The following is an 18,588-nucleotide window of genomic DNA, read 5'->3' as shown; positions in this document are numbered from 1 at the left end:
ATAAGAAGAGAAAATAGCGGCGGTTTATCCTGTGAAACCGTCTAGCGGCCAGACGATGGTCAGTGGCTGTTCAGTCCACGGGAAAGACGCCAGCGTCATGGGCCACGGCCAGTCTCTGAGTAAGAAATCATAGGGTTCCGGCCACACGCTGATTTGAGGGACTGGCCCTTCTATGCTGATTTCCCCTGTCCGTTGCAAGAACAATTGCCGTATGTCTGTCAGGCTCAATTTCTGCCAACCGGGAAGTTGTTGGCCGATAGCGGCCAGCCAGTCGTCAATCTGTTGCAATTGCAACAGACTCAGCGGTGGCGACGGCGGTACGTCGGTTGAGCCGGATACCCCACATAACATCTGATTCAACGTCAACCGACCCTCCGTCGGGCTAACGACCCCCCAGACCAATTGATCGAGACCGTACACAGCCTGCCGCTGCGCCGCCTCGCTGACAAACTGCTCTTCCTCCCACAGACCCAGCTGAGAAAACAGCTGAGGCAAAAGCGGCCACAGCAGGAGCAAACCGGCATTACCGATCCCCTGACTCGACGAGCGCGGTTCATTCGGCGATCGGAGGCCGCTTTTCCCAGGCTGCATCGTGCGTCGGGAGGCTGCCGGTATCCCTCCACACTCTGGCAACATGGCGTTATCTCGCGATAGCTCAATCAGCAGGGCATCGGACGGCATTCCCCGGCCCTGCGGCAACGCAGAATTCTCTGGCGGTAGTATAACCTGCTGGGCCCCGGACTCCATTCCCCCGTCCGGAGATAACACCGTATTATCTTGCAGTGATGCGCCTTGATCGGGAAGGGAGTGCATCTCTTTTTCTTCCTGCATGACATCATCATCTTGGCGCTGTAAACAGCGACTCAGATAAGCATCAAGGCGCTGCACGCCCCGCCCGCCTTTCAGTCGATGGATCACCTTGCGCACGGCGGGTTGTCGCCATAATGGCAACAACCAACGCATCACGATCAGGGCGGGATAGGCCGGTTGTCCAAGCAATAGGCTGTCGGAAGGCCGGTTGCCAGTCAGTAACTCCGCGACCTGCTCAGGGGGAACCTCTCCCTGAGCAATCGCTTTTGCCCAGTCAGTCACCTGGCTGGCGATGGGGGCGTGCTGATGCATCAGCCAATCGTGTCCCCGTTGGCTATTGAGTAAGTACACTATGGCGGCTATCGACAACCGGGAGGCTGTCACCCGGCCGAACCAAAATACCGGCAACACTTTCGAGGATTGCCATGCCCCCTCAAGTAACAGCTTCAGCAACTGCTGCAGCTGATACGCCGGGCTATCTTGTATCAATGACTTAATCGTGGCAGGTTGCAAACAGCCTTGAGCCCGTTGAAACAAATCTTCTTCGCCGGGATGACATTCGACAAACCAGTCCCGAAGCGCGGTGATATCAGGAATTTGGAGATTCATTTCTTGCGGCCCTCCGATGGACGCATGCTCGCGGGCGAGGCATTGTGTAAATGCCTGCACCAACCGCTGATTAAACTGCGTGTCAAATTGTGCTACCGAAATAGCACCGAGATCAAGCGCCAGCGTATTTAAACGGAGTGATATCTTCGTCGCATTATTACGCAAGCCCTGGAGAAGAGCGGATTTTAAATTATCAGAACCTAATAAGACAGATTGTAGTATTTTCTCTCCAGAGAGTCGCCTATCCATTCTTATTTTACATCTTACCTTATAAATTAAGACGTGAGCCATAAATAAACATTAAACCTCACAAAAATTACAGTTTCATAATGAAGGCCAAAGCATAGTAAGGCGGTATTGCAGAAATTGTGTGGCTATGTGATGACGTCGCCATAGTGGCCGTATGCTTATGGCCTTGGTCAGAGCCCGTATAATCTGTATTAACCGTTGCTGTCCAACCATCCGAGTCTGATCCATAACGGTGCACCCTTAGGCTCCGCAGCTCCCCCGCCCCTGATGCCTCGGTTATATATTTAAATGAGTTTAACTCCACCGGATGAGAGTGTTTTGGTATTTGAGCGATGGTTAATTTAGTTTCTGCTACATTGACCGTGCCGGTTACGGTAGCACTACCCGTGGATGTTGTTCCATCCCCTTTTTCGGTGAACTTTGTCCCGGCCATAACAATAAACCGGTCACGTAAATCTGGCGTCCCCGAGCCACCATCGCAGAATGCCCACCCTGGTGGTAGTTCATTTTTTACTCCGGCAAACATCATAATCATCCCTTTCCTGAAAATTTGTGCAGGAGCAATACTCAGGCCATTGGCCTCACTGACAATCAGCCCACTATAAGTGGCCAACTTAATACTCACACCTTTCTCATCAATTTGAATACCACTCCCCGCATCTACGGACAATCCATTCGAAGTTATAAATAATCCACCGCCTGCCCCCGAAGTGACACCATCCGAGCCGTGCCCCCCACCGCCATTATCGCGATTCGTACCTTTCGACAATTTTACGTTCACACCGCTGCTATTCACCGCGATGCTATTCCCGGGTTTAACACTCACGCCGTTGTTAGTTACCTGGAGGCCTTTATTTCCCTCAGCCCTGACGGCAATGCCATCTTTATCGACGCTAATCCCATTTCCCGGTTTAAGGGAGATACCCGCGGAGTCTTTTAACTCGATCCCACTGTCGGCTTTTGGCTTAACCGAGACGCCGTCCTTATCCATCGTCAAACCACTAATGGTTTTTAACTTAATGGCCACCCCATCCTGATCGACGCTAATCCCTTGCTCCTCGTTGGGTTTTAATTCCAGTAGCCCGGCATCAGAAAGGGTAAAACCATTTGCCGGCCCGGTTTGACCCTCTGCGTCCCCCACTGCCTGACGGCCGATATTGGCCAGATCAATCAGGTCCGCAAAATCCGTCTGCAGCGGAATACTGCCCGCCTTAAAGCGCGCCTTCAGCGTGTCGGCCTGGGGCAAGGCTTCGCCCTCACGCGCTGTGTCTGTTGTTTTAGCTAAGGCTGCCGAGGTATTCACTGCGGTTTCTGCCGTGTTCTTAGGGGTTTTATCCGTCATTTTGCTCTCCAGATTCATCATGATGTTAAAGGGTGGTTGGCACGTCTTTCGGCACGTAGAACAGCTCTTCTCGCAGGATAACGTCTTCATTCCACTGGCTGCCGTCCCCGACAACCTCGGTGCGCTGCGCTTTGGTGGCGATGCGCATCAGGCCGATGTCCAGCTGGGTAACAGGGAGATGCCCCAGGGTCAGCATTTGCATCAGCGCAAAGGCATCATCGCCCAGCGGCAGACCGTTGTTTTGCCAGCGTGCGTAGGTCGCACCAAAGCTGTTAAAGGTGGCGTCATCAAGCCAGTGATTAATCAGGGACACGTGGGCCGGGAACTCCGCCATAATGGTTTCCTGTACCCAGGCAACCAGCTGGTCAGGCACAATATTGGGGCTCTCTATCAGACGGCGGTTGAGTACGGCACTGACCACAAAGGAGAATCGGTCTGTCGTCGCATAGTTTGCGCTGCTAAACGCCCACTGATAACGATAACTGGCCTCCGCTGAGGGAAAATCCTCTGTGCTGCCGGCCGCTTTTTCGATAAGTAACGTGCCCGCAATCGGGTCGACGGCTTTCACCGTCGCCGCAAGCTGCCAGTCCGCATCCGCCTTGGCCGTGCGGTAGGCCTTTGCCCCGGGCTGGGTAAACTGCAGGCCGGCAGGACGTATGACAATGCCATCCCCGACGCTGACCATGGCGGGATACGGGCTTTGCGCGTTACTCGCCAGTAAGCGCTGCTGTGGATTAGCCGGTTGCCGTTTTGCCTCGGCATAATTCAGCCGGTAATCCATATCCTGCAGCCAGACATTGCTGTTTTGCCAGCGCAGGTTGTGACTCGCCCAGGCCGTCTGAAGGCGTGACAGGGTGTTGTGCAGTTGCTGACTGTTTTTCGTGCTGACAGTAAAACTGTCCCCGTCGGTCTCGATAACCAGCAGCCGGCTGACATGCAGTCGCCCCCCCCCTTCAATCGCAATCAGGTCGATAAGCTGCCCCTGGACCACCTTGCCGGCACTGCCCGCCTGGGTCAGGGTAATTTTAGGCTCGGCCACCGCAAAACCGGTCGGGGTCTGCTCACTGTCAAAGGCGCTGTCCGGGCTCTGGGGCAGCAGCTGACGATGCTCAATCAGGTAAAACGGCAGTTGACTCAGGTCCGGATTATCCGCAAAGCAGATGCTGTCGAGGCCGATGCGCGCCGCAATGCGCTTTTGCAGGGCGGAGACCTGGTCAATACGGATATTGATGCGGTCGTAACCTAAGGCGGGTTGCTGCGCCAGATACGCCCGCTGCGTCGCCAGAAAATCAGCCATATCCAGCGTCAGCGGCAAGGCGGCCCGCTGGGTGCCAAAATAGCCCAGCAGATACTGAATAAAATCCAGTTCGCGGGCAAAATTGGCCCCCACAGACTGCTTATTCTGCGTGAGGATAGCCGCATCCTGCTGCGCAATCGCTTCCAGCGTTTTCGCGTAGGGCTGATGAATAGCCTGTTGCACCATCGCATTCGTATAGGGCCAGCGGGTCCCCCGAATGGCGTCGCCCCGGTCTTTAAAGGCCAGTAAGGTCGGCAGCTGCGCCAGATCTGCCGCGCCGTCGGCCAGCAGTTGGTCGACAGGCAGCAAAAACTGATGCACCGCGCGCGTCTGGTCGTCAATCACGGCATCGGGCTGCTGCAGCGCATAGCATTCGGGTAGGCGCTGCCCGACGGGGATATAAGCGGTCTGATCGCGAAAGCGGCCGGCAGGTAACACCGTGGGCGTCGTTTCAATCAGGTCTGCCTGCATCAGGTAGCGCGCCATTGCCTTACTGTCCAGCATGTTGCGAATACCGCCTTTCGACACCAGGATTAATGGGCCGCCGTTTGTGGCCAGTAGTTCCAACGGAGTCTCCCCCCACAGCAGGGGGTAATAACCGTCAGCCACCTGCCAGCGCCAGTTGTCATCCTCAACGGCCGTAATGTGGCCATCGCCTTTGTCGACCGACAAGGTGCTCAGGCTGGCCACGCCGGGGATAGCCAGCAACAGGTTCACCAGCGGGCCGAGGTTGAGGACGTATCCCCCGGCGGTGATCTGCGAGGGTGCCGTTTGCTGCCAGCCGTGTTTCAGCTTCGGCCCCTCGAAAATGGCGTCATCGGCATCACCGAGCGCACGCCGTTGTTCGGTGGTATAACGGGCGACCGCCGGGCGCAAGAACGCATCGGTAACCTGATAAATCTGTGCCGCCACCTGATTGATGTCGCCGATGTTATCGGCCAGCTCAATCGTCATCTGCGGGCTAAAGGACGCCGGTTGCAGCCAGATAATGCGCGACACCGCCTCGCCGAGATTGCGGTGCACCGCAAGAAATTCAGCCAGGTATTGATCCACCGCCGCCCGGTTGCCTTGCGACAGGGTCTGGGTATAGCGGGTCGGGACCAGCGACAGCCACAGATTGCCCCGCAGAGACAGCATCTTCTTGTCTTCAGGTTTGGTGCCCGCCGGCTCCGTAAAGCTGTATTCGCGTTTTTCCGCGTGATACCACCAGTGGAAACGCTGCGCGTCAGGCTCTTTAATCAGGCTGACATCGCTGAATAAAAAATCCTGCTCGGGGGTATCCAGGGCTTTAATATCGCTGCTGTGCACATCCAGTAAGGCCCGGCGATAATCCTCTGCCGTCACCGTATTGCAGGTGAGCACCTGTTCAGGACCGAACTCTTCCGGGAACAAGGTGTTCCGGTCTTGATGGGTCAGCAGGTCATTCAGCGGCAGCGACGCGCGGTAGCTGAGGTCGGAGCAGTTCCAGGTCGCGGACTGCAGCAGGCTGACGCCCGGATCGTGGTCGCCGGTATCCGTCCAGATCTCACCGCTGAGCGCAGTGACTTTTTCGTGAGCCTGTTGCCACAGCGCCTCAAACGCAATCGCGTCTTTCACCACCGGGAACAGGGCGTTTTCTTTAGACATCAGTCTCTCCTTGCGGACATAAAATCAGGACCTCGTCATCCCTGGCGGTGACGGTGCTTTGTGTTTCCACCGAGGTGGGTTTGCCCGTTTCATCAATAACGTCGTGACTAAGGACCAGCGCGTTCACGGACTGCACCAGCGGTGACTGTTGCAACGTGGCCAGCAGCCGGTAGTAATCCACCTGGTTGCCCGGCGTGACCGCCTGGCGCCGATCGGTTGCCCAGGGCATATAGTCGTGTTGTAACTGCGCAGCGAGCTGTCGATAGCCATAATCCGGGTTAATACCTGCCACGAACGTCACCCGATAGCGGGCCGTCACATCGATATATTTCGGGTTCTTGAGCGTCGGCGCCGCCCACAGCGAGGTGTACTGCGCCAGCCACTGCGCCATCCGGGTCAGCCTTCCGCCACTGAGCGCCGGTCGCAGCGCGTCATCGTTTTCACCATAACGGCTGTCAGGGATCACCATCAGCGATTGCACCTCAAGCGCCGGCAAACGGCTCAGTTTGTCCACATCGGGAAAACGGACATCAAAAATCTCCGGGTAGTGCCCCATCAGCAGGCTGCGCATATTGTTCCAGGTGATCGCCCGCTGCCGGTGGCCTATCCGGGTCGCGGCGCGCTGCAACATCGCCGCCTCCGTTTCCCGTGGCTGCCCGCCCACCGAGGGCAGCGGCTGGCGAACGTCGCTGATGGCGGCAACCGGCGTCACCAACTGGCTGACGGTATTGGCCGGCAACGGCTGGGCAAAGTGGCTGTCATCTATCGCCTGCGCCCTATTCAGGGTCGCGGTCATCGCATTGGCCAGCACGGCCTGCAGTTTCGGCATCGCCTCGGCGGGTGCGCTCTCGTCCTTTGCCGCTTTCTTTTCGTTCAGCGTGCCTTTGATCCAGTAATACCCAGCCTCCTGCAGCCCGTCATTCTTTGGCGAGCCCGGCTCACTGTCCGCCGGCAGCCGCGCCCGCCACAGGTTGCTGACGGACAGGCCCGCCGTCTCGTCCTGCAGCTCCGCATCCAGCGAGGCCCAGTCTGTGCCGTTGTAATAACACCAGGCCAGATCCAGCGCCGATAAGGCGCGCACAGACCAGTAAACCGACAGGGTGTCCTGCGCAGCAGCCCCACTGAACCCCAGATAAAGCACGGAGGTTTTCTCTTGGGTATCCGCTCCTTCCCCAACTTCGGTAAAAAGACGCAGCCCCTCCGCCGGCAACGTAACGCCTGCTGCGGTGTCGATGGCGGTATAGCGTTTCCACGTCTTCCCAACCTGGGCCGTCCAGCACAGCTGTTCCAGTTGCTGGCCGGTGATCAACAGACTGTCGTCAGTCTGATAGATGATGCTATTTCCGGCGCTGTCCTGGCCGCCATCCAGCAGGCTGCCGGCGGGTAACGCAGTCGGGGACGCATTTCTTTGCAGCGTAAAGCTCACCGCCACGCTGTCCGGCTGCGGGGCGCAGGGGGCAAACCCCAATAAATCCCGGTAGTAAAGTGAACGGTGCCGCGCCGGCACCGTGTTCAGCAGGGCTCTGGGCGTCTCGAGCAGGTGCAGCAGCGCCAGCAGGAACGCCTGCTGCACCGGCAGCATTTTCTTTGCCCGCTCGGGGCGCTGATCGATGTCACTCAGCGCTTGCGGCGTGCGGCCGGCCAGCCAGAAGTCTTTCCAGTCAGCGTCGGCATGGCCGGCAAAGGGCACTGCTTCGGTATATTTTGCTACCAGATTGAGCAGGTCCTTCCCTGTTCGTGGCTCCAGCAGGAAGGTCTGGTCGGTTAATCCGCTGCCCAATCTCTGTTTCAGTTGCTCCAGGTCAGACATGATGTTGTCCATTGGTTATGTGATGATAAAGAAGACACGCAGGGGCCGTTTTCACCCCATCGGCAGCACGATGCCTCACCCGGCGGTGACAAACGACTGGCTGTTGTTAAATGTCCCCACCCCGGTGACAGCCTTCAGATCCGTATCCGGTTTTCCTTGCGGATCCAGGGCCGCTTTTACAGGTTGAAATTGCGTCGTAAACTGGCTACCAACCACAATTATTGGCGCTGGCGCTGGCGCCATCGCAAACGCAGCCTGCTGATCGGACGCCAATGCTTTGATGGTCAGCGTCCCATTTCCCGGGGAGGTGACAAAAGGAGGCTTGATATAGTCAACGGTAAAGGAGACCTGCTTTTCATCCCCGACAATGCAGACCTTTTTACCCTCGATACTGGCCTCACCGCTGCCGCTGATCCGTGGCTGTGGAGGAGGCGTTATCGTAATCGCGCCAAACAGCGGGCTGAATGTCAGCCCGTCACCGTCGATGACCACCAGGTTGCTCATAGTAACCTCAGCGTCTGGCCGTCATGGATGTTCAGCGTTCCGTCCACCGTCTCGACCAGATCCGTGCCCGACAGGGACACAGTGATCTGCACCCGCAGACGGCTCGCGTCCTGTGTCCCCGGCTGAATAATGACGTCCTTGAGCAGCGCCCGGGGTTCATGGCGCAGAATGCTCTCTTCGATGCGGTTGTGGATGTTGGCCAGCAGTTCATCGGTGATATTCTCAAAGATGAAATCATGCATGCCCGCGCCATAGCGCTCACGCATAATGCGTTCGCCCGGCTCAGTCATAAACAGCACGCGCAGACTCTGCATCACCGCCTCAACGCCCGCCGTCAGGGACACGCCGCCGGGCTCAAACCGCGGTGGAAATGCCCAGCATTGCCCCAGGGTCGCGGTCAAAATGTCGTTACTCATGGCAACCTCACCGTAATAGGTTATTTTTTCAGGTTAATTTTTGCGCTGGTGATCTCCACCTGCTGCTTGCCCGCGATCGACACCTTACCCTCGGCCTGCAGTTGCAGGGCGTTCGGCGTCTGCAGGGCAATGTCCCCCTCGCCGGTTAAGGTGAGCGCATTGTCGCCGGTCATCAGCGTCAGCGTTTTCTCCTCGGTGTCGATCATCAGGGCCTGTGTCTGGTCGGCTTGACTCACGATCAGCCCCTTACGGTTGTTCTTTTCATCCGGTGAGAACGGCGCCGTATTTTTCGGGTTGTGCATCGCCCCCAGGATGATCGGATAACGCGGATCGCTGTCGATAAACCCCACCACCACTTCATCACCGGGCTCCGGGTAAAAACAAAATCCACTCGCTTTGCTGGCCCACGGCTTACTCAGGCGGGCAAAAATCAGCGAGTCGGGCAGATTCAGCGCCGGCAGATGCAGGGCGATCCGATCCAGATGCTGGGGATCGGCGGTAAAACCCGCTACCGTGCCAATATGCAGCGACCGCACCGGGGGCGCGGGCTCCAGCATGGACGCCGGCAACCCCATCACCAGTTCGCTGCGCCAGCCATTCTCCGTATCAAACAGCTGATTGACCCCGCTCAGTATCGCCGTACCGTCCAGCCCCGCCCCAAACCCGCTCAGGGTGATACTCTCGCCCGCCGCGAAGTCCCGGGTCCCCGCCAGCACAATGTGGCCCTGTACGCCGGTCATCTGTTGATAGTTCAGCCAGGAGCTCGACAGGGCTTGCAGCGTGGCTTCAGGCAGCATGCTGAACGCCAGCGCGTAATCTTGCCGCCCGGCGGAAGCCTGACCGACCTGACCCTCAGGCTTCCAGGGACGAAACGCGCCGGCCGCGCTTTTGTGCGCCGGCGTGAGCTTTTGTGCGGCAATATCCCATCCCTGCAGTGACAGGCTGTCCGGCGTAAAGCGGTTATCAAAACTCAAATTGATGTCATACAGCCTGTAGTCGCGACTGTCGCGAGTCAGCCGCCGTGAGGCCGTTGCCGCGTCGGACAATGGGCGGATCACCACCTTATCGCTGGCGGCATCGGGCAGCAGCCAGCAGTTGGTGGACAGCAGCCGGCTGCGAATAAACTGCCAGTCACTGAGGCGAAACTGGATCAGCTGATCGTGTTTGCTGCTCAGCTGCGCCGCCGCTTTTTGCGTCACTGTCACCCCCGCAGACTGCAGCAGCCGCTTCAGGACGGTGCTGTCATCCTGCTGACGGAATACCCGGCTATGGGGCAAAAACGTCAGTTTCTGCAACGCGTGGCGTGCCTCCAGCCGAACGGACCAGTTTTTGCCCTTCAGCTGCATCTTCTTTTGCACCAGATAACCGTCGAAAAGCGGCGTGTTATCCTGGGCAATCACCACCCGGGCGCCCAGGCTAAAACGGCCGACTTCGCGTTGTACCGCGTTATCCGCTGCGCCATGGTTATCCGTGGGAATACGCAACTCCAGCTGTGCCAGCGGGATCTCATTGATCAGCTGCTGTACCCGCAAACGACGGATCCCCAATGTGCTCGGCTTGCCCGCAATGCTCATGGTGATGTGGCTCATGCCTCCCCCCCTTTCGTCGCCCGCAGCAGGTCTCCGGACCGAAAATCATCGAGATTATCCAAATCGTTATCCCAGGCCAGCGATAACGGATCGACGCTGCCGGCCAGCGCCCCGCCGGCGCTGAGCGCCAGCAGCGGCAGCGAGGCCAGATCCGGTACGCTGACCAGTGCACGGTCGGGGGCACTTTGCGCCTTAAGGGATTGCTGAATGACAAAGCTCTCATCCGCCACCAGGCTTAACCGCACGGTGGCCCGCAGCGGCGTGGCGTCACGATCAAACAGCGTGTAGGTGACCGATAAATCGCGGGCGCGACCGGCAAACCACCCTTTATTCTCCCAGCGCATTTTTCCCCAGGTGATGCGCAAAAAGTAAGGTGACCCGGTGGCCGCATCCACGGCGCAAAGGGTTTTCAACATCGCCAGCTGCGTCTCTATCGGGGTGGTATTCCCGGGCATCTGGCTGTCAAACAACAAGGTCAGGTTGAGGCCGACCGGCTCGGAAATCACATAGCGGTTGCTTTGCGACGCCGTGTTGATGGTGTCTTCGGTGTCAAAGCGCGTCTGATAATCCAGCTGGATCGTCTCCGGGTTATACATCGCGCTCATGCTGCCCGCAGGGATTTTCCCTTCGCGATCTTTCCAGGCGTTGAGGGTCAGCTTTGACAGCCCCCGTTCAAGTAAGCTCACTGGCGCCCCCTTTCAAGCAGCTGTTCCAGCACCTCTTGTTTAATCCTCTCCACCCACCGCTCGTCGTCCCAATCACGGCGCTGCGCAAAAGGTAGGGACGGAGCAGAAGGGGCCGGCTCGGTGACCTCAACCTGGACGATCAACTCACGAATTTCGACGGTCATAGTTTTATCCCCAGCATGCGCATATCCTGGTAGCGCAGCTCAAGTGTGTTGATGAGCACCTGGTTACTGCCGGCATCCAAATCGCCCATCTGCCAGCGCACCGGCAGGGCATGGCTCAGCGTCCAGGTGGTCACCGGTAATGAAAGCTCGTTCAGCAACATGATCACCACGTTGGCCCACTGCGTGCTTTCCCGGCGCAACACGCGGTCAAACTGTAGCGTCAGGGGAGAGGCGTTCATCACGCCGCGCTCCAGCACCAGGCTGCCGTGATCCACCTGTTCGGCCAGCCAGAGGTTGCGGGCATTTTCGCCCCCTTCCCGGTGCTGGCTCACTTCCAGCGTGCGCGACAACCCGGAGACACGCTGAAATGCAATGTCAAACGGACTTGGAATATTGTTAAATAAAAAATTGACGAGAAAACGGTGGGATACCGCGGGTGAATTCATCATGATTATCCTCCGATTTGCGCGCTGGCCGTGCCGTCACGCAGATCCCGCGTCAGGCTGATGTCGATGAATTCCGCGGGAGCCAGCAGCGCCAGACGGACCTGCAGGATCATCTTGCCCTGGCGAATATCGTCTTGCGTCATGGTTTCATCCAGCCCGATACTGAGCGAAAAGGCCTCCTCCTCCACCGTGCCGAAAAAGGCGCCGGCCAACCATTGCTGCCGCAGCCACGTCCAGACCTGGCCCTTCAACTTCATCCAGGTCGGGGCCGTATTCGGCTCAAACAGGTAAGCACGTGCCAGTTTGCTCAAGTAGTGCTCCACGCTGCTGACCAGCAAACGGGTCTGGATATAGCGCCAGGCCGTATTCTCCTCGTTGAGTAAGGTCCGGCATCCCCACAGGCGCACGCCTTTCCCGACAAAACTGCGGATCAGGTTGCAGGACACCCCCTGATTATCCAGCAATGCCTGAGACGTCAGGATACTTTGGGTAGGTCGACGGGTTTTGGCCAACGGGAGGTTGGCCGGCGCCTTCCATACCCCGTTATCGTGGGCGCTGCGCTGAATGGCCGCCGCGACGGCCGGCAGGGGGGACACCACCACGGGTGTCGACGCCTCATCTTCGTAACTTTCGTAACTGGTTTCCAGCCGTGGCCACCAGGCCGCCCCGCGCTGGCACAGGTCTGCGGAAAAAGACTGCCCGGTCAGCGTCACCGCCTGCGCCGGGGCGTCCGGTAACTCCAGCAGCGCAAAGCGCTGCTGGGCCTGACGACACAGCGTCAGTAACGCTTGCCAGCCCTGATACCACAGGGCATCGACGTCAACTTCAGCCGCACTCACCTCATTGAGTTCACTCAGCTCCGGTACCAGGACCAGGCCGGTCTTGTCATCCGCCAACAGCGTCTCCAGCATCTGCGGCGCCTGTAATGCGGCAATCAGCGCGTGCAGACGCGCGGCCGGTTCTCCCTGCCCTGGCCCGAGGGGCAACACGTAGCACTGCCGCCCACCGTTCTCAAAGAAGTGGCGCAAGGAGTACGCCAGCGTCCCACGTTGACCAAAGTGGGCGATCGCCTGCGTCAGTGATCCCACGCTGACGGGCTGCATCACCGTGACCGGTATCGCCACATCAGGGAAGGTATAACCAATAAACAGGGGCATCGTCACCGGATCGTCGTTTGACGCCTGCGTTAACAGCGTTTCATCGTACGAAACCCCAGGAAGAACCATTGCCATCACGGTATCCTTATAAAGAGTCGGAAAAGGGGGTTCCCCCTTTACTGAGACATGTTCTGAGTAAACTTAAGGATGATGAACTCGGCCGGGCGCACGGCGGCCATCCCCACCTGAATGATCATTTGCCCCTGGTTAATCTCGTCTTGTGTCATAGTGATCCCCTTACCGACGCGCACAAAATACGCCTCTTCCGCTTTATTGCCGGCCAGGGCGCCCTGTTGCCACAGGCGGTGAAGGTAGTTATCAATCGCTGCCTGCACCCGTTTCCAGGTCGGCTGGTTGTTGGGCTCAAACACCATCGGCAGCAGGGCCTTTTTGATGTCGCGCTCTGCCGCATCGAACAGGCGGCGCACCGGGATATAGCGCCAGTCATCATCATCTTTCTGTGTGCGGCTGCCCCACACGACCAGCCCGCGATCGCTGAAATGACGAATGACATTGATGCCTTTCGGGTTCAGCTCCGCCTGTTGCTCATTGGTGACCCGGACGCTGACGTCGCTGGCGCCACTGAGCACCACGTTCGCCGGCGCTTTCCACACCCCGCGCTCACCGTCAGTCTTGCCGTACACCCCCGCCATCAATGCGGAAGGCGGCAGCGAGAGTGGCGCACTCAGGTAACCGGTCAGGGCTTGATCAATCACACCGGCAAAGTCGGCGTTAGCCGTACGCAGGTCGGCCAGCGTGGCGATGGTCGTGCCCGTCCCGTCGGTGTAGCCGGTGATGGCGACCTGCTTATCACCCAGCGTCCGGGTGTGCGGCACCTCTAGGTTCGGGTAATACACCGCCACCTGGGCGGAACCGCTGACCGCGCTGGGCACGTCGCCATTCACGCTGTCGGCCAGCAGGAAGTATCCTTTGTGCAGACCCAGTGAGGCGGCCAGTGCGCCATACACCGCCGTGCGGTAAGCTTCATCTGGATCCGGACAGGCCAGCAGCGTGATTTCTCCTACCTCGTCGATGAGCCCCGGCAACGCGGCCAATGCGTCTTTATCGTCTGCCTTTTCCAGCGGATAGAGGTAGCAAGGGCCACCGCCGTTCTGAAAATAGAGCCGCAGGGCGACGGAGGCGGTAGGATCCACGATCTTAAGATCGTCAATCAGGTAGGTATCGTGATTATCATCAGGTGTTGACGTCACAGTGACGTGAATGGAAGAAGGCACGTTGCTGTCAAACAGGGTGGTATAGTCCAGCCAGCTGCCGATGCGCGTAATGACGCCCGCCTGTTCTGGCTTGAGCGGGGTAAAACGCGCGACAAATAACGGCACGGCGGTCGCTCCCACGCTCACCGACATCGCCGGTGAGGCATCTTCTTCAATGTAGACACCCGGTACAGATGTGACTGTAGCCATGTTCTTTTCCTTCAGTGAATTATTACGCGATATCCTGGCTGAACTGCAGGATGATGAATTCTGCCGGGCGAACCGCGGCCAGGCCGATTTTGACGGTCATCCTCCCCTGATTGATTTCTTCCTGGGTCATGGTGAGATCTTTGCCGACCTGAACAAACCAGGCGTCAGCGGGGGTACTGCCGGCCAGCGCGCCCTGCTGCCACAGACCGTGCAGATAACTGTCTACGGCGGCCCTGACGCGCTGCCAGGTCGGCTGGCTGTTGGGTTCAAACACCAGCTTATTCAGGGCCTTTTGAATATCCCGTTCAACCGCATTGAACAGGCGACGTACCGGGATATAGCGCCAGTTATCGCTGTCCTCCAGCGTGCGGGCGCCCCACACCACGGTGCCCTGGCCCGAGAACGTGCGGATCATGTTCAGCGCCTTGCCCTGGTTATACGTGCCCTGAAAATCATCGCTGACGGCGAACATCGGGGTAACACCATTCACGACCTGGTTGGCCGGCGCTTTCCACACGCCACGCGCACGGTCGGTCTGCGCAATGGCGGCCGCGGCTATGGCGCTCGGCGGCACCGCCTCACCCGATGCCAGGGTGCACCACGGGTAAAACACCGCGCCAAACGGGGAAGTCGGATACGCTTTCATGACCTCATCGGGCTTTTTCGTGCCGTCAATTTTCGCTTGCGGGCCGTCAAACAGGCCAAAAATACGGTAGCCCTGACTCACCACCAGGTTGAACGCCTCATAGATAGCGGTAGCCGTCGTGGTATCCGTCCCTGCGGCAACAATCAGCGTAATATCATCGTATTGCGCCACCGCATCGGCGATTTTAGTCACGTCAACCAGATAACATTTACCCCCGCCGTGCATAAACCACAATTTCAGACTGGTATAAAAAGCGTCTTTCAGCGGCGTAGAGTAAACGGCGGTAAATTCCGCCCAGTTGCGGAAAACCTGAATCGGTTCATTCGTGGTAGTAGCACTATTACTGTCGTACGCAAACAGGGGCACAGCGGTGGCGGCACCGTTGACCGAAAAGCTCGATACGGCATCTTCACTGAGATAAACGCCGGGGTAAGTGGTTGTCACTGTCATGGCAACATGTCCTCTTGATTAGGCAGTCTGGATGGTCACGCGATCGGCCATGAGTGTGATTTGCTGTACCGCGATTTCGTTACTGGTCGCATCGAATGACGGGGAAGTCAGGGAGGTTGGGAAGGCGTTGCTCACATTCCAGCTGACCAGCACTTCCGTGCCGGCTTCATTGGTCAGGCTGATCATGATGTCTTTCTTTTCAACCCGATTAAGTTGAATGGAATTAATCCATTCATACATCGCGTTTTTTCCCGGAAATACCCCTTTACTCAGCGTAATATTAGGTACCTGTCGCTGGCCGGGCATTTTGAACCAATTGCCGGTGCCGTCCCGGTATTCAATGGTGTCAAAATTAATGTCAAGGCCGGAGGCACTGGTAAACGGCACCTGATCATCGCCCAGGGTCACAATAAAGCGATAGGTAGGGATGGGATACTGTACGGCGATTTCTTCAGCAGTTGTAGCCATGATATCAATCCTTCTATTTACAATGAATAATGAGTGCAAATAACCTCAAAAAAATTATTTGCATGAAGAATAAAACAATTAGCTCGGTATTTCCCTGTAAAAAAGCACGCTACCGCCCCAGGCATACACCCGAATTTATTTTATACAAACCAAGCCGCCCTGATGACTTCCTGTGGCGATTTTTTGCACGCTAATACCATTAGTACATGCGGATATTACCCACATACAGGCTAGGTTTATAAATAAGGACATCAGAATGATGGCTCTTTATTTATCCACAGGAATACAGGGCCTTTGAGTAAAGGCCCATCACAACCATCGAACAAAAAAACCACAAAATACGTTAAAAAACACAAACTTTAATCATGAGCCGTTACAATCACTAAAAATAGTAATTTAAAAATCCTGAATTGCAAAGAGAGAGAAGAATTGCAGTAAAAATAAGTCAATTAATTCAATTTGTTAATGGAGTGACGAATTTGTCATGCCTCACTAAATTGCAAAACAAAATGGCAACAAAAAGCCACCACATGAACAACATTAACGCAGGTAAAGGAGTAAAATAACAATTTTTCTTGATTTTATAGTTTTTTATGCTTATTTGGAATAGCATTCAGTTTATGTTGTATTACCTATATACTCGTGTTCAGGCTTTGTTGAATAAATCAGAGTTAGCCGACAGAATGGCTCCTGCTGGCACACCTGTTATACGGTCCGGACGCTGTGCGGCAAAGAGAGCATGAAAAACTGTGGGGCAGCCGTCATAAAATGCTCCCCGCTGGCGATAAAATAGTCGACATGGTTTCACCTGCAACGTTTTACTGTCATGAAAATGTACACGATTAAACTCGCTGTTCGTGGGGTTAGTCCCATGGTATGGCGTCGGCTGAGAATTGCTGCCGACACGTCACTGGCCGCGCTTCACTTCATTTTCCAGATCGTGCAGGGTTGGGGTGACGACCATCTCCATCAATTTCATATCTATGGCAAAGATTACGGTATCTCCTACGAAGGAGGGATCGGTTTTGTTGATAACCCATTCCGGATCGTGATTGATGATTTTGCTTTTGATGCCGGCGATCGCTTTACCTATGAATACAATTTCTTTGAGCACTGGATTTATGACATTCGTGTTGAGGCCATTGAACAGGGCAGCCTGGCGGCTGCAAATTGAAAACCCCGCCAGCTGCCAGCCCGGAGGTTGCCCTGCGTCCGAAAAAATATGTATGATCTGACAACATATTTTTCTCAGAGCCCATCCCCTATGATGACACGTAAAAGTATTGACACTATCCTGCTCTCCGTTGACGCGGATAAGCTCTCTCAGCGTGAATGGGACTGGATGAAGATGCTCAAACCCATGGACCCACCGCCTGTTATGGTCGCCAGCTCCATCCTGGAGCGCCGTGGCGATACCGCTGCGCCCGGTCGCCTGCAGACGACCGGAGATTAGTCTGTTCCATGCTGTCCGGTTTTACCCCTCGCCCACTCAAAAAGCTCTTTACGGCTAACCAGTGCTGGACCTCTTTTCTCGATGCCGGCGGCCTGCGCGATATCGAAGTGGAAGCCGTCACCAAGATGCTGGCCTGCGGCACCCGCATCAGCGGCGTGAAGGAGTATGCCTGCGATAATGCGAAGTGCCCGCACGTCCGGTATATCACCAATGCCTGTCACAGCCGGGCCTGCCCCTCCTGCGGTAAAAAGGCCACTGACCTGTGGATCGCCGCCCAGCTTAACCGTCTTCCGGACTGCAACTGGATACACCTGGTCTTCACTCTCCCCGATTCGCTGTGGCCCCTGTTTGAGGTCAACCGCTGGCTGCTTAACGGAGAGCATGAAAAAGTGTGGGGCAGTCGTAATCTACGCTGCCATCGCTGATACCTTTCCATCACTTTGTTCGCCTATTGAGGGGTCAGTTTGGATATAGAAAATTATTGTACGTTAAGGCTATTTTTTGACCTTTCGACTTTAGCTGGCCTCAGCCGACGAAACTTACCGGAAGCCGGTATCCGGTTACTCTTCCAGATATAATCGCCTGTCAGATTGATGTGTTCCCAGCCTAGCGGGGATAAATGCGACAGCAGTTGCTCGTTGATCTTCCCCCCTTTACGCTTCAGGGCATCGACCGCTCTTTCCATATAGACGGTATTCCACAGCGAGATAGCTGCTGTCAGCAGCGTCAGTCCACTGGCGCGGTAGCTCTGATTTTCCGGTTTTCGGTCCCTGATTTCACCCAGCCGGTGCAGGAATACCGCACGCGCCAGCGCGTTACGGGCTTCTCCTTTATTCAGTCCCGCCTGTACTCGCCGACGCAGTGCAGGATCGCGGAACCAGTCGAGCATAAACAGCGTTCGCTCAATGCGGCCAATTTCTCTCAGTGCTTTGGCAAGTCCGTTTTGCTTGGGGTAGCTGGCCAGTTTTTTCAGCATCAGGGATGCTGTCACGGTTCCCTGCTTTATCGAGGTTGCCAGACGCAGCACTTCACGCCAGTGAAGTTCGATCTCTTTCAGATTCAGGCTGGTCGTTGATATCAGTGACTGAAGCGCCGGGTACTGGTCCGCTTTCCCTTTGATAAACAGCTTTTTGTCGTGGAGATCCCTGATTCGCGGACAGAACGCAAACCCCAGCAGATGCATCAGGGCAAAGACATGATCGGTGAAACCCGCGGTATCGGTGTAATGCTCCCTGATTTCCAGGTCACTTTCGTGGTACAGCAAGCCATCTAGCACATGAGTTGAATCCCTGACCCGACTGATTGCGTATTCCGCTCTGTTCGATCACGGATTGGCATCGAAGTTCGATCACGTATTGGTATCGAACTTCGATCAGTGTTTTGTATCCATTCGGTCAACCGGGATGCGTTAACTTTTTCTACTGCTTTTTAACCTGTTTTTT

General features: G+C 56.4%; 16 protein-coding genes and 2 pseudogenes. 3 read left to right on the top strand and 15 right to left on the bottom strand.

The features are described 5' to 3' along the window. Positions 1-24: 24 nt before the first annotated feature. The 14 genes from ACRDCA_RS24995 to ACRDCA_RS24930 all read right to left on the bottom strand — a co-directional run bounded on the left by ACRDCA_RS24995 (position 25) and on the right by ACRDCA_RS24930 (position 15,693). On the bottom strand, positions 25-1,710 hold the full coding sequence (locus ACRDCA_RS24995; protein WP_438691943.1) for a contractile injection system tape measure protein: 1,686 nt from the start codon (positions 1,708-1,710) through the stop codon (positions 25-27). Positions 1,711-1,735: 25 nt separating this feature from the next. After that, positions 1,736-3,010, bottom strand: coding sequence for a tail fiber protein (locus ACRDCA_RS24990; protein WP_438691942.1), 1,275 nt, complete (start codon positions 3,008-3,010; stop codon positions 1,736-1,738). 25 nt (positions 3,011-3,035) lie between these two features. Further along, a complete protein-coding gene (locus ACRDCA_RS24985; protein WP_438691941.1) occupies positions 3,036-5,933 on the bottom strand; it encodes a hypothetical protein in 2,898 nt (965 codons plus the stop codon). Then, positions 5,926-7,743: a hypothetical protein gene (locus ACRDCA_RS24980; protein ID WP_438691940.1), complete on the bottom strand. Its 1,818-nt coding sequence runs from the start codon at positions 7,741-7,743 to the stop codon at positions 5,926-5,928. Before ACRDCA_RS24980 ends, ACRDCA_RS24985 begins: the two co-directional genes overlap by 8 nt. A 75-nt stretch (positions 7,744-7,818) precedes the next feature. Beyond that, entirely contained in the window at positions 7,819-8,247 is a 429-nt protein-coding gene (locus ACRDCA_RS24975) for a hypothetical protein (RefSeq protein WP_438691939.1), read from the bottom strand. Further along, positions 8,244-8,663: a GPW/gp25 family protein gene (locus tag ACRDCA_RS24970; RefSeq protein WP_438691938.1), complete on the bottom strand. Its 420-nt coding sequence runs from the start codon at positions 8,661-8,663 to the stop codon at positions 8,244-8,246. The genes ACRDCA_RS24975 and ACRDCA_RS24970 overlap by 4 nt, the downstream gene beginning before the upstream one ends. Before the next feature lie 20 nt (positions 8,664-8,683). Next, positions 8,684-10,252 carry a phage baseplate assembly protein V gene (locus ACRDCA_RS24965; protein ID WP_438691937.1) on the bottom strand — a complete coding sequence of 523 codons (1,569 nt, stop codon included), beginning with the start codon at positions 10,250-10,252 and terminating at the stop codon, positions 8,684-8,686. Then, the gene (locus tag ACRDCA_RS24960) at positions 10,249-10,938 is read right to left on the bottom strand and encodes a CIS tube protein (RefSeq protein ID WP_021808105.1); all 690 of its coding nucleotides are present in this window, start codon (positions 10,936-10,938) and stop codon (positions 10,249-10,251) included. Before ACRDCA_RS24960 ends, ACRDCA_RS24965 begins: the two co-directional genes overlap by 4 nt. Further along, positions 10,935-11,102 (bottom strand): DUF5908 family protein, encoded by a 168-nt coding sequence (locus tag ACRDCA_RS24955; RefSeq protein WP_438691936.1) that lies wholly within the window; start codon positions 11,100-11,102, stop codon positions 10,935-10,937. The genes ACRDCA_RS24960 and ACRDCA_RS24955 overlap by 4 nt, the downstream gene beginning before the upstream one ends. Beyond that, complete coding sequence (locus ACRDCA_RS24950; RefSeq protein ID WP_438691935.1) at positions 11,099-11,551, bottom strand: phage tail protein; 453 nt, start codon at positions 11,549-11,551, stop codon at positions 11,099-11,101. The genes ACRDCA_RS24955 and ACRDCA_RS24950 overlap by 4 nt, the downstream gene beginning before the upstream one ends. Before the next feature lie 2 nt (positions 11,552-11,553). Then, positions 11,554-12,780, bottom strand: a complete 1,227-nt coding sequence (locus tag ACRDCA_RS24945; RefSeq protein WP_438691934.1) for a phage tail sheath family protein — start codon at positions 12,778-12,780, stop codon at positions 11,554-11,556. Between the two features lie 41 nt (positions 12,781-12,821). Next, positions 12,822-14,129: a phage tail sheath family protein gene (locus ACRDCA_RS24940; protein ID WP_438691933.1), complete on the bottom strand. Its 1,308-nt coding sequence runs from the start codon at positions 14,127-14,129 to the stop codon at positions 12,822-12,824. 22 nt (positions 14,130-14,151) lie between these two features. Further along, the gene (locus tag ACRDCA_RS24935; RefSeq protein ID WP_438691932.1) at positions 14,152-15,225 is read right to left on the bottom strand and encodes a phage tail sheath family protein; all 1,074 of its coding nucleotides are present in this window, start codon (positions 15,223-15,225) and stop codon (positions 14,152-14,154) included. 18 nt (positions 15,226-15,243) lie between these two features. Further along, positions 15,244-15,693: a phage tail protein gene (locus ACRDCA_RS24930; RefSeq protein ID WP_438691931.1), complete on the bottom strand. Its 450-nt coding sequence runs from the start codon at positions 15,691-15,693 to the stop codon at positions 15,244-15,246. An 826-nt stretch (positions 15,694-16,519) separates the two neighbouring features. Here ACRDCA_RS24930 and ACRDCA_RS24925 point away from each other — a divergent pair. The 3 genes and pseudogenes from ACRDCA_RS24925 to ACRDCA_RS24915 all read left to right on the top strand — a co-directional run. Next, a complete protein-coding gene (locus ACRDCA_RS24925; RefSeq protein ID WP_438691930.1) occupies positions 16,520-16,867 on the top strand; it encodes a plasmid pRiA4b ORF-3 family protein in 348 nt (115 codons plus the stop codon). Between the two features lie 90 nt (positions 16,868-16,957). Then, a complete protein-coding gene (locus ACRDCA_RS24920) occupies positions 16,958-17,146 on the top strand; it encodes a hypothetical protein (RefSeq protein ID WP_438691929.1) in 189 nt (62 codons plus the stop codon). An 8-nt stretch (positions 17,147-17,154) separates the two neighbouring features. Then, a pseudogene (locus ACRDCA_RS24915) lies at positions 17,155-17,520 on the top strand (transposase zinc-binding domain-containing protein); the annotation flags it as partial. A gap of 104 nt (positions 17,521-17,624) precedes the next feature. On the opposite strand, the pseudogene ACRDCA_RS24910 reads toward ACRDCA_RS24915, so the two are convergent. Further along, a pseudogene (locus ACRDCA_RS24910) lies at positions 17,625-18,440 on the bottom strand (Tn3 family transposase); the annotation flags it as partial. Between the last annotated feature and the right edge of the window lie 148 nt (positions 18,441-18,588).

This window comes from Serratia sp. (in: enterobacteria), assembly GCF_051654945.1.
In the GTDB taxonomy this organism is placed as follows: domain Bacteria; phylum Pseudomonadota; class Gammaproteobacteria; order Enterobacterales; family Enterobacteriaceae; genus Chania.
This window is presented reverse-complemented; position numbering and strand designations above follow the sequence as displayed.

What these genes read in the sequence shown, in the direction of transcription:
- ACRDCA_RS24940 (WP_438691933.1), bottom strand. Translation starts at nt 14,129, where the DNA reads ATGGCTACAGTCACATCTGTACCGGGTGTCTACATTGAAGAAGATGCC.
- ACRDCA_RS24930 (WP_438691931.1), bottom strand. Translation starts at nt 15,693, where the DNA reads ATGGCTACAACTGCTGAAGAAATCGCCGTACAGTATCCCATCCCTACC.
- ACRDCA_RS24970 (WP_438691938.1), bottom strand. Translation starts at nt 8,663, where the DNA reads ATGAGTAACGACATTTTGACCGCGACCCTGGGGCAATGCTGGGCATTT.
- ACRDCA_RS24935 (WP_438691932.1), bottom strand. Translation starts at nt 15,225, where the DNA reads ATGACAGTGACAACCACTTACCCCGGCGTTTATCTCAGTGAAGATGCC.
- ACRDCA_RS24945 (WP_438691934.1), bottom strand. Translation starts at nt 12,780, where the DNA reads ATGGCAATGGTTCTTCCTGGGGTTTCGTACGATGAAACGCTGTTAACG.
- ACRDCA_RS24950 (WP_438691935.1), bottom strand. Translation starts at nt 11,551, where the DNA reads ATGATGAATTCACCCGCGGTATCCCACCGTTTTCTCGTCAATTTTTTA.
- ACRDCA_RS24995 (WP_438691943.1), bottom strand. Translation starts at nt 1,710, where the DNA reads ATGGCTCACGTCTTAATTTATAAGGTAAGATGTAAAATAAGAATGGAT.
- ACRDCA_RS24920 (WP_438691929.1), top strand. Translation starts at nt 16,958, where the DNA reads ATGATGACACGTAAAAGTATTGACACTATCCTGCTCTCCGTTGACGCG.
- ACRDCA_RS24975 (WP_438691939.1), bottom strand. Translation starts at nt 8,247, where the DNA reads ATGAGCAACCTGGTGGTCATCGACGGTGACGGGCTGACATTCAGCCCG.
- ACRDCA_RS24955 (WP_438691936.1), bottom strand. Translation starts at nt 11,102, where the DNA reads ATGACCGTCGAAATTCGTGAGTTGATCGTCCAGGTTGAGGTCACCGAG.
- ACRDCA_RS24985 (WP_438691941.1), bottom strand. Translation starts at nt 5,933, where the DNA reads ATGTCTAAAGAAAACGCCCTGTTCCCGGTGGTGAAAGACGCGATTGCG.
- ACRDCA_RS24965 (WP_438691937.1), bottom strand. Translation starts at nt 10,252, where the DNA reads ATGAGCCACATCACCATGAGCATTGCGGGCAAGCCGAGCACATTGGGG.
- ACRDCA_RS24990 (WP_438691942.1), bottom strand. Translation starts at nt 3,010, where the DNA reads ATGACGGATAAAACCCCTAAGAACACGGCAGAAACCGCAGTGAATACC.
- ACRDCA_RS24925 (WP_438691930.1), top strand. Translation starts at nt 16,520, where the DNA reads ATGAAAATGTACACGATTAAACTCGCTGTTCGTGGGGTTAGTCCCATG.
- ACRDCA_RS24980 (WP_438691940.1), bottom strand. Translation starts at nt 7,743, where the DNA reads ATGTCTGACCTGGAGCAACTGAAACAGAGATTGGGCAGCGGATTAACC.